Source organism: Conyzicola nivalis (assembly GCF_040548875.1).
GTDB lineage: Bacteria > Actinomycetota > Actinomycetes > Actinomycetales > Microbacteriaceae > Conyzicola > Conyzicola nivalis_A.
In genome coordinates, this window is record NZ_JBEPSJ010000005.1 from 319,942 (window position 1) to 331,024 (window position 11,083).

At 68.9% G+C, this 11,083-nt stretch carries 14 protein-coding genes; 13 read left to right on the forward strand and 1 reads right to left on the reverse strand.

The genetic code is table 11. The features are described 5' to 3' along the window. Positions 1-2: 2 nt before the first annotated feature. The 10 genes from folE to lysS all read left to right on the forward strand — a co-directional run bounded on the left by folE (position 3) and on the right by lysS (position 8,085). A complete protein-coding gene (gene folE, locus ABIE21_RS17795) occupies positions 3-581 on the forward strand; it encodes a GTP cyclohydrolase I FolE (protein WP_354026187.1) in 579 nt (192 codons plus the stop codon). Continuing rightward, positions 574-1,419: a dihydropteroate synthase gene (folP, locus tag ABIE21_RS17800; RefSeq protein ID WP_354026188.1), complete on the forward strand. Its 846-nt coding sequence runs from the start codon at positions 574-576 to the stop codon at positions 1,417-1,419. The genes folE and folP overlap by 8 nt, the downstream gene beginning before the upstream one ends. Then, complete coding sequence (folB, locus tag ABIE21_RS17805) at positions 1,416-1,784, forward strand: dihydroneopterin aldolase (RefSeq protein WP_354026189.1); 369 nt, start codon at positions 1,416-1,418, stop codon at positions 1,782-1,784. Before folP ends, folB begins: the two co-directional genes overlap by 4 nt. 5 nt (positions 1,785-1,789) lie before the next feature. Next, positions 1,790-2,317 carry a 2-amino-4-hydroxy-6-hydroxymethyldihydropteridine diphosphokinase gene (folK, locus tag ABIE21_RS17810; RefSeq protein WP_354026190.1) on the forward strand — a complete coding sequence of 176 codons (528 nt, stop codon included), beginning with the start codon at positions 1,790-1,792 and terminating at the stop codon, positions 2,315-2,317. Beyond that, on the forward strand, positions 2,314-2,793 hold the full coding sequence (locus tag ABIE21_RS17815; protein WP_354026191.1) for a DUF3180 domain-containing protein: 480 nt from the start codon (positions 2,314-2,316) through the stop codon (positions 2,791-2,793). The genes folK and ABIE21_RS17815 overlap by 4 nt, the downstream gene beginning before the upstream one ends. Continuing rightward, the gene (locus ABIE21_RS17820; protein ID WP_354026192.1) at positions 2,790-3,275 is read left to right on the forward strand and encodes a PH domain-containing protein; all 486 of its coding nucleotides are present in this window, start codon (positions 2,790-2,792) and stop codon (positions 3,273-3,275) included. The genes ABIE21_RS17815 and ABIE21_RS17820 overlap by 4 nt, the downstream gene beginning before the upstream one ends. Beyond that, positions 3,272-4,879, forward strand: coding sequence for a PH domain-containing protein (locus tag ABIE21_RS17825; RefSeq protein WP_354026193.1), 1,608 nt, complete (start codon positions 3,272-3,274; stop codon positions 4,877-4,879). Before ABIE21_RS17820 ends, ABIE21_RS17825 begins: the two co-directional genes overlap by 4 nt. Then, the gene (locus ABIE21_RS17830; RefSeq protein ID WP_354026194.1) at positions 4,876-5,583 is read left to right on the forward strand and encodes a Rossmann-like and DUF2520 domain-containing protein; all 708 of its coding nucleotides are present in this window, start codon (positions 4,876-4,878) and stop codon (positions 5,581-5,583) included. The genes ABIE21_RS17825 and ABIE21_RS17830 overlap by 4 nt, the downstream gene beginning before the upstream one ends. Before the next feature lie 104 nt (positions 5,584-5,687). After that, complete coding sequence (gene panC / locus ABIE21_RS17835) at positions 5,688-6,527, forward strand: pantoate--beta-alanine ligase (RefSeq protein WP_354026195.1); 840 nt, start codon at positions 5,688-5,690, stop codon at positions 6,525-6,527. Positions 6,528-6,576: 49 nt separating this feature from the next. Beyond that, positions 6,577-8,085 carry a lysine--tRNA ligase gene (lysS, locus tag ABIE21_RS17840; protein WP_354026208.1) on the forward strand — a complete coding sequence of 503 codons (1,509 nt, stop codon included), beginning with the start codon at positions 6,577-6,579 and terminating at the stop codon, positions 8,083-8,085. Between the two features lie 39 nt (positions 8,086-8,124). On the opposite strand, the gene ABIE21_RS17845 is transcribed toward lysS, so the two are convergent. Then, a complete protein-coding gene (locus ABIE21_RS17845) occupies positions 8,125-9,102 on the reverse strand; it encodes a pirin family protein (protein ID WP_354026196.1) in 978 nt (325 codons plus the stop codon). A 24-nt stretch (positions 9,103-9,126) separates the two neighbouring features. On the opposite strand from ABIE21_RS17845, the gene ABIE21_RS17850 reads away from it, so the two are divergent. The 3 genes from ABIE21_RS17850 (at position 9,127) to ABIE21_RS17860 (ending at position 10,221) form a co-directional block, all read left to right on the forward strand. Continuing rightward, positions 9,127-9,267, forward strand: coding sequence for a hypothetical protein (locus ABIE21_RS17850; RefSeq protein WP_354026197.1), 141 nt, complete (start codon positions 9,127-9,129; stop codon positions 9,265-9,267). A gap of 115 nt (positions 9,268-9,382) precedes the next feature. Further along, positions 9,383-9,565, forward strand: a complete 183-nt coding sequence (locus ABIE21_RS17855) for a hypothetical protein (protein ID WP_354026198.1) — start codon at positions 9,383-9,385, stop codon at positions 9,563-9,565. A 65-nt stretch (positions 9,566-9,630) separates the two neighbouring features. Further along, positions 9,631-10,221, forward strand: a complete 591-nt coding sequence (locus ABIE21_RS17860; RefSeq protein ID WP_354026199.1) for a hypothetical protein — start codon at positions 9,631-9,633, stop codon at positions 10,219-10,221. The last annotated feature ends 862 nt before the right edge of the window (positions 10,222-11,083 follow it).

Consider the following 11,083-nt stretch of genomic DNA (forward strand, 5'->3'; position numbering starts at 1 on the left):
CCGTGTCTATCGACACCGGACGCATTGAGGCGGCGGTCGCCGAGATCCTCGCCGCCATCGGCGAAGACGTGAACCGTCCCGGCATCGAGGCGACGCCGCGGCGGGTGGCCGCGGCGTACGCCGAGTTCTTCTCCGGCCTTGCCGTCGACCCCCTCGACCACCTGGCCGAGGCCGTCGATCTCGAGCCCGGCGAGCTCGGCGAGGTCGTGATCGTGCGCGACATCGAGTTCCGCTCGGTCTGCGAACACCACCTCCTGCCGTTCATCGGTACGGCCCATATCGCCTACGTGCCCGGCGAGAAGGTCGTCGGCCTCGGCAGCCTGCCGCGCGTCGTCGACACCCTCGCGTCCCGTCCACAACTGCAGGAGCGTCTCACCGAGGAGATAGCCGACGCACTGCAGCAGGGTCTCAACCCGCGGGGGGTGCTCGTGGTGCTCGACGCCGCCCACCAGTGCGTGACTACCCGCGGCCCCCGGCAGAGCGCAAGTTCCACCGTGACTCTGGCGAGCCGCGGGACCCTGAGCGAAACTAGTGCGCGAGCGGAGATCGTTTCGCTGATCGGAGGCGGCGGACATGAATAGCGACATGGTTCTGGTGCGCAAGGCGGCCAGGCCGCGCCCGCGCATCATGGGGATCCTCAACGTGACCCCCGACTCGTTCAGCGACGGCGGGCGGTGGAACTCGGTCAACGACGCGATCGCCCACGGCGCGCTGCTGCACTCGCAGGGCGCAGACCTCATCGACGTCGGCGGCGAGTCCACCCGCCCGGGAGCGGTGCGCATCTCCCCCGAGGAGGAGCAGGACAGAGTGCTCCCGGTCGTCCGCGAACTCAGCGAACGAGGCATCCGCGTGAGCATCGACACGCTCAACTCGTCGACCGCGCGCGCCGCCGTCGACGCTGGAGCATCCATCGTCAACGACGTCTCCGGCGGCCTCGCCGACGACGAGATGTACCGCACCATCGCCGCGCTCGAGGGCGACTACATCGTGTCGCACTGGCGCGGGCACAGCGAGAACATGGACGACCTCGCCACCTATAACGAGGTGGTCGGCGACGTGCGCACCGAGATCCAGCGCCGGGTCGCCGAGCTCATCGTCTGGGGCGTCGACGAGCGACGCATCGTCATCGATCCCGGTCTCGGATTCGCCAAGACCGGCAACGACAACTGGAAGCTGCTCGGCAACCTCGACCGTCTCGCCAGCCTCGGCTACCCGATCCTGATCGGCGCATCGCGCAAGCGTTTCCTCGGCGAGCTGCTTCCCCCCGAGGCATCCGCCGCCGACCGCGACCCGGCGACAGCCGTGATCAGCGCACTCGCCGCCCAGGCCGGCGTGTGGGGCGTGCGGGTGCACGACGTGGAGTCGACCCGCGCGGCCCTCGACGTGTGGACCGAGTGGGAGAGGGGCCGGGCCGAGTGAACCCCCTCGATCAGATCGTGCTGACCGGGCTGCGGGCATCCGCCTTCCACGGCGTCTTCGAGAACGAGCGCCGCGACGGTCAGGTGTTCGTGCTCGACGTCACCGTGCACCTCGACTTCGCCGCGGCCGCCGCCGCCGACGACCTCGAGAGCACCATCCACTACGGCGTGCTCGCCGAAGAGATCGTGACCGCCGTCGAGCGTGACCCCGTCGACCTGATCGAGACCGTCGCCGAGCGCATCGCCCAGGTCGTGCTCACGCACCGGGCCGCCCAGCTCGTCACCGTCACCGTGCACAAGCCGAGCGCGCCCATCACCGTGCCGTTCGATGACGTCGCCGTCACCATCACCCGGGGGCGTGTCTGATGGTGATGCGCGAGCAACGCCTGCGCGTCGAGCTGCCCGCCGTGCTGTCGCTCGGCAGCAACCTCGGCGACCGGGAGGCGACTCTGCGTGCGGCGGTGGCCGAGATCGCCGCTCTGCCGCAGGTCACCGTGGTCGCGGCGTCCGGGCTCGTCGAGACGGACGCCGTCAAACTCGACGGCGTCGATACGGATGCACCGGCCTACCTGAACGCGGTCGTGACGGTTCGAACGAGCCTCGACCCCGACGAGCTGCTCTCCGCCCTCGGCGCGATCGAGCAGGAGCACGGACGTGTGCGCGACGAACGCTGGGGGGACCGCACCCTCGACATCGACATCGTCGACTTCGGCGGACTCCGTGTCGACACCGACAGGCTCACCCTCCCGCACCCCCGTGCCGCCGAACGCGGATTCGTGCTCGTGCCCTGGCTCGAGATCGAACCGCACGCGGCGCTGCTCGCGCGCGGCAGGGTCGACCAACTGCCCGCCGCCACCCTCGACGACGTGCGCCCCTACCCTGCGAGGCCTCTCCTGTGACACGCACCCGCCCCTCCGTGCTGCTGCTGCTCGCGCTGATCGGAGCCGTCGTCGGCTGGTTCCTGGAGATCGGGCTGGTCGCGAGCGGTCGCCCGTCGTTCGTGCCGCCGGTGACGCTCGCGGCCGCGCTCGCCCTCATCGGCGTCGTCGTCGTCGTGCTGGCGCTTCCGGTGTACCGGGTGGTGCGCGGAACTGCGAAGACACGGGTCGACCCGTTCTACGCCACGCGCGCGGTCGTCCTGGCGAAGGCGTCGAGCATGACCGGCGCGCTCCTCGGCGGAACGGCGGCGGCGATCCTGGTGTTCCTGCTCACGCGCTCGGTCATCCCGCCCACGTCGGCGCTCGCCCCGGCGATCGCGACGGTCGTTGCCGCTATCCTGCTCTTGGCGGGCGGGCTCATTGCTGAGAAAATGTGCACGTTGCCGCCGAGCGACGACGATCCCACCAACCTCCCCGCCAGTCAGGACCACGCGTGACGAACCGCCTCGACCTTCCCGAGATCACCTGGCACCGCGTCTCACCGCGCTACATCGTGGTCGACGTCGTCGGAGGGCTGGTCTTCGCGCTCATCGTCGTGGGCGCCGGCGCGGCCGTCGCCTACTTCACCGGGCTGACCTGGCTCTGGATCGTCGTCGCCGCGGTCGCCCTCGTCTTCGTGATCGCCCTCGCGCTGACCCCTCGCCGGGTGCGCTCCATCGGGTACCAGCTGCGTGACGACGACGTGCTCTTCCGCCGCGGCATCCTGTACCAGCGTTTCGTCGCCGTCCCCTACGGTCGTATGCAACTCGTCGACATCAACCGCGGCCCGCTCGACCGCGCGCTCGGCCTGAGCGAGCTGAAGTTCGTCACCGCGGCTGCGGCGACCGGCGTGGTGATCCCCGGGCTCGCCGAGGCAGACGCCGAGGAGTTGAGAGACCGACTCGTCGCCCTGGCCGAGAGCCGCAGGGCCGGCCTGTGACCTCCTTCACCGACGGTGAGTGGCACCGGCTGCATCCGCTCACCCCGCTGTTGCGCGGCGGTATCGCGTTCGTGGCGATTCTCGGCTTCTTCCTCTACAACCTGCGCGACATCCTGATCGAGGAGTTCTTCGGCGCCCGCAGCGGCGAGAGCGAGCCGCTCGTCTGGCTGTACGAGAGCGAGTACTTCGTGCTCGCCCTGATCGCGATCGCCGTGGGGCTCGCCGTCGTGATCGTCGGCTACTACCTCGCCTGGAAGATGAACACCTTCCGCATCACCGACGAGGTCGTCGAGGTGCGCAGCGGCATCGTGTTCCGGCGCAACCGCAAGGGGCGACTCGACCGCATCCAGGGCATCAACATCGGTCGGCCGCTCCTCGCGCGCCTGCTCGGCGCAGCGCGCCTCGAGGTCAATGTCGCCGGTCAAGACGCCAACATCAAGCTCGACTACCTGTCGTCGGCGGCGGCCGACGAGTTGCGCGGCGAGATCCTCATCCTCGCGTCGGGCAGCCGCATCGCCGCTGCCGCCGCGCAGGCACCCGCCCCGGGCGGCCCGGTCAGTCTCCTCGACCAGCGGGTGGCCGAACTGCTGGCGCCCGAGCTCGACCCTAATCTCGCGCCGCCCGAGTCCGTCGTGCAGATGCACACCGGCCGGCTCATCGGATCGCTGCTGCTGAGCGGTTTCAGCGTCTTCGTGCTCGCGCTCATCGGCGGCATCATCTGGGGCGTCGCGGCCACCGGCTCGTACCTCTTCCTGATCGGCGTGCTGCCCGCGCTCATCGGAACGGGCAGCTTCTACATCACCCGCTTCACCCGGTCGCTGCGCTACAGCATCGCGGGAACCCCCGACGGCGTGCGCATCGGCTTCGGCCTGCTGTCGACCAGCAACGAGACCCTGCCGCCCGGCCGCGTACACTCGGTGCAGGTGACCCAGCCACTGCTCTGGCGCCCGTCGGGCTGGTGGGAGATCAAGGTCAACCGCGCCTCGACGTCCTCCGCCAAGGGCGCGGCCGGGCAGGCGAACACGACCATCCTCCCGGTCGGCAACGTCGACGATGTGCGCAAGGTGCTCGCCCTCGTGCTGCCCGGGCTCACCGACGACGCCTCGGTCGAGCTGCTCACCCGCGGCATGCTCTCCAAGGGCGGAGACGACGGCTTCGTCAACTCCCCGCGCCGGTCGCGCGTCTGGCTGTGGTTCTCGTGGCGCCGCAACGGATTCGCGCTGCTGCCCGGCGCCGTGGTGCTGCGCCAGGGCGCGATCTGGCGCCAGCTCACGATCGTGCCGCAGGCGCGTATGCAGAGTGTGGCGTTGCAGCAGGGTCCGCTGTTCCGGGCGCTGCGGCTCGCGTCGGTCAAGGTGCACACCGTCGCAGGCCCGATCGTGCCGTCGCTGGGCGGGATCGACGCCGACGAGGCCACCCGGTTCTTCCGTGAGGTGGCGGATGCCGCGATCGCGTCGTCGACCGCCGACACCAGTCACCGCTGGCGCTCGAGCGAGAACGCGCCGCCGCTTCCCGTGATGCCCGACGCCGCCCCTCCCGTTTCCGCCCCTCCTGTCGGCGCCCCGCCCGCACCGTCGCAGAACCCCGACGGGGTCGGCGCGTGAGCGGGCCCTCCGGCCGCCTCGGCGTCGGCATCATCGGCGCCGGACGTGTCGGCCCCGTGCTCGGCGCCGCCCTCGCCGGCGCCGGCCACGCCATCGTCGGCATCACCGCGACCTCGCAAGACAGCAGGGACCGCGCCGAGGCGATGCTGCCCGGTGTGCCGGTGCTCGAGATCCCCGACCTGATCGAGCGCAGCGAACTCGTGATCCTCGCGGTGCCGTCCGACCAGCTCGAGCAGCTCGTCGCCGGCCTCGCTGCCGTCGGCGCCTGGCAGCCCGGACAGCTCGTGCTGCACACGGCGCCCGGGTTCGGCACCGGCGTCCTCGCCCCCGCCACAGCAGCCGGGGTGATTCCGCTCGCGGTGCACCCGGCCATGGTCTTCACCGGAACGAGCCTCGACCTCGTCCGTCTCGCCGAGAGCTACTGCGCGGTGACGTCGCCGACACCGGTGCAGCCCATCGGCCAGGCCCTCGTCGTCGAGATGGGCGCCGAGCCGATCGTCGTCGCGGAGTCCGACCGCGCTGCCTACGCCGAGGCCATCGAGACGGCCACGAGCTTCTCGGCCGCGATCGTCGGCCAGGCAGTCGGAATCCTCAGCGAGCTCGGCATCGAGGCGCCGGGCAGGTTTCTCGGACCGCTCGTGCGCTCCTCGGTCGAGACCGCGCTGCAGTGCGTGTCCTCGTCGGAGCATCCGTTCCTCGAGTAGGCGCGCGCAGCATCCGCCCGCACTCGCCGCCCGCGCTTCTGCCCGCGGGTAGCATCGATAGTCGGCCTTTCGCACGAAGGGCACCCAGCATCGAGGAGTCGCCCGTGTCCGTCACCGTTGTCGAGACGATCGCCGAGCTGCGCGCCGCGCTGGAGGGCCGCACCGTCGCACTCGTGCCGACCATGGGCGCCCTGCACGACGGACACCTCGCGCTCGTGAACCGGGCCGCCGAACTCGCCGACACCGTCGTCGTCTCCATCTTCGTGAACCCGCTGCAGTTCGGGCCGAACGAAGACCTCGACAAGTACCCGCGAACCCTCGCCGACGACCTCGTCAAGCTCGACGCTGCCGGGGTCGAGTTCGTCTTCGCGCCGTCCGTCGACGAGATGTATCCGACCGGCCCGAGCCAGACCCGCGTCACCGCCGGCCAGGTCGGCACGCTGTTCGAGGGCCGCTCCCGCCCCGGGCACTTCGACGGGATGCTCACCGTGGTCGCGAAACTGCTCGGCATCGTGCGTCCGGCGTCCGTGCTGTTCGGGCAGAAGGACGCCCAGCAGGTGTTCCTCGTGCAGCGCATGGTCGCGGATCTCGACGTCGCCACCTCCGTCGAGGTCGTGCCGACGGTGCGCGAGCAGAACGGGCTCGCCCTGTCGAGCCGCAACCGGTACCTCGACGAGCGCGAGAAGCGCGCCGCCCTCGCGCTGTCGACCGCGCTCGAGGCGGCGCAGTCGTCGGGTGATCGCGGCATCGACGCCGTGCTCGCCGCAGCCCAGTCGGTGCTCATGGGCGAGAACCTCGTGCGTCTCGACTACCTGAGCGTCGTGAATCCCGCAACCTTCCTCCCCGTCGACGACGACTACCGCGGCCGGGCCCGCGTGCTCATCGCCGCCCGTGTCGGCGAGACCCGCCTGATCGACAACGAGCTCATCCATCTGGGCGGCTGAGCCCCCCGGTTACCATTGACCGTTGACCACCGCAGCGCCAGGAGACCCATTGACCGAGCACGACGCCGAACTTACCGCCACTGAGCTCGCCGAACAGAGCGAGCAGAGCGAACAGAAGCTGATCCGCCTGGCCAAGCGCGACCGGCTGCTGGCAGAGGGCGAGGCCTACCCGGTCGCCGTTCCGATCACGACGAGCATCGCCGCGGTGCGCACCGAGTACGAGAACCTCGAGACCGACGCGACCACCGGCGACATCGTCGGTCTCGCCGGCCGCATCGTGCACGCCCGCAACACCGGCAAGCTCTGCTTCGCCAGCCTGCAGGCCGGCGACGGCCAGCGCATCCAGGCCATGGTGAGCCTCGGCGAGGTGGGCGAGGAGTCGCTGCAGCGCTGGAAGGACCTCGTCGACCTCGGCGACCACGTCTTCGTATCCGGCGAGGTCATCTCCAGCCGCCGGGGCGAGCTGTCGATCATGGTGAAAGACTGGCAGATCGCGGCGAAGGCGATCCTGCCGCTGCCGAACCTGCACTCCGAGCTCAGCGACGAGGCACGCGTGCGCAGCCGCTACCTCGACCTCATCGTGCGCGAGCAGGCCCGCTTCGTGGTCAAGGCCCGCGCCAAGGTGAACGCGAGCCTGCGCGACACGTTCGCCAAGTACGACTACCTCGAGGTCGAGACGCCGATGCTGCAGACCATGCACGGCGGAGCATCCGCCCGTCCCTTCGTCACCCACTCGAACGCCTTCGACACCGAGCTGTTCCTGCGCATCGCGCCCGAGCTCTTCCTCAAGCGCGCCGTCGTCGGCGGTCTCGACCGCGTGTTCGAGATCAACCGCAACTTCCGCAACGAGGGGGCCGACTCCACGCACTCGCCCGAGTTCGCCATGCTCGAGGCCTACCAGGCCTACGGCGACTACAACCAGATCGCCGACCTGACGCAGGAGATGATCCAGAACGCGGCCATCGCCGTGAGCGGGTCGACCACGGTGCAGTGGGCGGATGGCACGGCCTTCGACCTCGGCGGTGACTGGGACCGCATCTCGATGTACGAGTCGCTGTCCGAGGCATCCGGAGTCTCGATCACCCCCGCGACGAGCGTCGACGAGCTGAAGGCGCTCGCCGACAAGGAGGGAGTCGAGGTGCACCTGGCGAACCACGGCAAGTACGTGGAGGAGCTGTGGGAGCACTTCGTCAAGACCGACCTGATCCGCCCCACGTTCGTCATGGACTTCCCCATCGAGACGAGCCCGCTCGTGCGCGCGCACCGCAGCAAGGCCGGCGTGGTCGAGAAGTGGGACCTCTACATCCGCGGATTCGAGCTGGCGACAGGCTACTCCGAGCTCGTCGACCCCGTCCTCCAGCGCGAGCGCTTCGTCGAGCAGGCGCAGCTGGCCAGCAAGGGCGACCTCGAGGCCATGCGTCTCGACGAGGAGTTCCTGCGCGCGCTCGAGCACGGGATGCCGCCGTCGGGCGGAATGGGCATGGGCATCGACCGCCTGCTCATGGCGATCACCGGGCTGGGCATCCGCGAGACGATCCTCTTCCCGCTGGTCAAGTAGCCCGCTGGTTGAGTAGGTCGCTCGCGGCCGTATCGAAACCTAACCCCGCGGCTTGAGCCGGACGCCCGGCAGCTCGGGCGCCGGCAGCGGTCGTCCGTCGTACCCGGCCACCCGCCCGAAGCGACCGTCGTCGTCGGCGCCACCGACGACATCCGTCTGCCACTCGGTTCTGAAGCCCACGATCTCCTCGTGGGTTCGGCCGATGAAGTTCCACCACATGATGATGCTCTCGCCGAACGGGGTGCCGCCGATGAGCAGCAGACGCGCCCCCTCGGGGCCGGCCTCGAGGCGCAGAACGCTCGCCCCCGGCTCGCGGTAGGCGAGGTGGGCGATTGGAACGTCGTCGCCGTCGACGCCGAGCGACCCCGCGTCGAGCAGCACGCCGTGTTCGAATCCGGCGTCGACCGGCAGCTCGACGGTGGCGAACGGCTCCAGGTCGATCTGGGCGCCGACGATCGGGCTGAACGCGGTCGCCGGGGAGACGCTTCCCAGCAGCGACCCGAGGAATACGCGAACCGTCGCGGCATCGAACGCCACCGCGGGCGGCGCGTAGTGCTCGAACGCGGGGGAGCCGTGTCGGGCGGCATCGGGCAGGGCGAGCCAGAGCTGCGCGCCGTGGAGCACGGTGGTCGCGGGTGTGGACACCTCCGAGTGCGCGATCCCGCCGCCGGCCGTCATGAGGTTCAACTCGCCGGGACGCACCGGCGCGTGGCTCCCGATGCTGTCGCGGTGGTCGATCTCTCCGGCGAAGAGCCAGCTCACCGTCTGCAAGCCGGTGTGCGGATGCGGCGGAACGACCATGCCACCGCGCTCGGTCACCACGTCAGGGCCGTAGTGGTCGACGAAGCACCACGCGCCGATCAACGAGCGGTGACGCTGCGGAAGCGTGCGCCGCACGCCCATCGCCCGCGGGCCTCCAAGCGGCACATCGCGCGGTTCGAGGATCTCGACGGCGCCGACCACGGGTGGCTCGGTGTCGATCACGAGCTCCGGAGGCTCTTTCTCGAGGTTGCTCATGCGATAAGCGTAAACTCTTGGGTCATGAGCGATCTCAAGCTTCCCGGTGAAGAAAAGAAGAAGAAGGAAACGTCGCTCGCCCGCGTCGCGATCTGGATCGCCGTCGGCGGCGTCGGCGCGTACACGCTCATCACCGGCATCGCCGGAATCATCGCCAAGGGTTGATCAGCGATGACCCGCCGCACCTCTCGCTGGATCATGACGGCCGCCCTGCTGGGAATCCTCATTGTGATCGCCGTTATCACCGTGATGCAGTAGTCGAAGCCCGTACTCTGTAACCGTGCTCGAAAACTTCTGGGCGAATGCCGCCTACTCCCTCGCACCGACCGTTCTGGTCGGACTCATCTTCTGGTTCATCATGCGAGCGATCATCCGAGCCGACCGCACCGAACGCAAGGTGTACTCCGAGATCGAGGTCGAGGAACGCGCCAAGTTCGAGGCAGAACGCGCAGCCGAGCGGTAACGGCCCTTCTCAGGAGAACCGATCTGGGGCTACCGTGAATCACGGCCTCAGCGAAAGGACGAATCATGGGTTTCTTCGACCGCCTGTTCGGATCGAGTTCCGACGACAACCAGCAGCCGCGCGCACAGGCTCCCCGCGCCGACTCGCGCACCGACGACGAGATCGCCGTCGAGCGATACCGCTACCTTCTGCGCACCGCACCGCCCGAGACTATCGAGAGCGTGCACCGCGAGGCCTTCTCGAAGCTGACGCCCGAACAGCGCGAGCTGCTCTTCACCGAGCTGAGCAAGAACGCACCCCAGGGTGACGCGCCGCGCTCGAGCGACGCGGCGGCACTCGCGACGTCGGCGACGCGGTCAGAGCTGCGCCAGCCGGGGACCATGGAACGCTCCATGGCAGGCGGCCCGGGAATGGGCTTCGGCGGCATGGTCGCCAGCTCACTGCTCGGCACGGTCGCCGGTTACGTCATCGGCTCGGCCCTTGTGAGCGCCTTCCTCCCGATGGACTCCGGAGCGACGGATGCCTCGGCCGACGGCTCGGGCTCTGACACCGGTGCCGACTCCGGCGCCGATGCCGGCAGCAGCGCTGACGGTGGCGGCGACTTCGGCGGCGGCGACTTCGGTGGAGGAGACTTCGGCGGAGGCTTCGACTTCTAACCCCGCCCTCGGGCGGCAAGCCCGGTCGTTGACCGACCATCTCGCCCCGGCGCCCCTGCTCCCGCACCCGCACCGGCAGCGTCTCGCCATCGCACTATCTCGCGGCGCACCGGTCGCCGACGCGCTATCCCCACCGGCTCTCTCCCCATCGGCTTTACTGCCAAATGAAGGAGATCCTGCGCGGAACACCCGTGCATCGCCGCAACCGTGTGACCTGACCCCGGGTTCTCCTTCATTTGGCAGCGCAGGGCGCACGCGGGGCGCGAACAGGGGTGGAGGCGGCAGGCGGATGCCCCGGATGAACGGGGTGCGGACGCCCGATGGATGCACGGTTAAAAGAGGGCGACACGCCCGGGATGTGGGTTGCTTTGCGGGGTGGGTGTGGCGCACGTAGAGTAATCACTCGTCACCCCAAAGGTGCGGAAAGCCGCAGAGCTTCCCGGCCTCAAGCAGGGGACTGAATCCCCATCGAAACCGACTGTGTTCATGTGACCGGTCTGGTGAGATGATTGGATGAGATTTCCGCCTCTGGCGTGGGGTCTATTGAGATGTTGTCCGGCTGTTCATTCGGCCGGCGGGTCGATTTGACACCGGGCTGGGACGTGGTAAGTTATACAGGTTGCCCTGAGCGAGACCGTGAGGTTGAATCAGGAGCGTCCGATCCTTGAGAACTCAACAGCGTGCACAATGTCAAATGCCAAAAACCCGGGCATTCGGATCCGTTTCTAGCGGTGATGGATGTCACGGATTCCTTTGGAAATTGAATTAAACATACAAAGCAAGTCAGTAATGATTTGTTCTGTCAGTTTCAAACTTGTCGCATCGACATCCTATTCCGGGTGCGTGCGGCGCTAGATGTGCC

Bases quoted from the DNA above. Each gene is read 5' to 3' on its own strand.
- ABIE21_RS17860 (WP_354026199.1), top strand. From the start codon at position 9,631: ATGGGTTTCTTCGACCGCCTGTTCGGATCGAGTTCCGACGACAACCAG.
- ABIE21_RS17845 (WP_354026196.1), bottom strand. From the start codon at position 9,102: ATGAGCAACCTCGAGAAAGAGCCTCCGGAGCTCGTGATCGACACCGAG.
- ABIE21_RS17850 (WP_354026197.1), top strand. From the start codon at position 9,127: ATGAGCGATCTCAAGCTTCCCGGTGAAGAAAAGAAGAAGAAGGAAACG.
- folK (WP_354026190.1), top strand. From the start codon at position 1,790: ATGCGCGAGCAACGCCTGCGCGTCGAGCTGCCCGCCGTGCTGTCGCTC.
- folP (WP_354026188.1), top strand. From the start codon at position 574: ATGAATAGCGACATGGTTCTGGTGCGCAAGGCGGCCAGGCCGCGCCCG.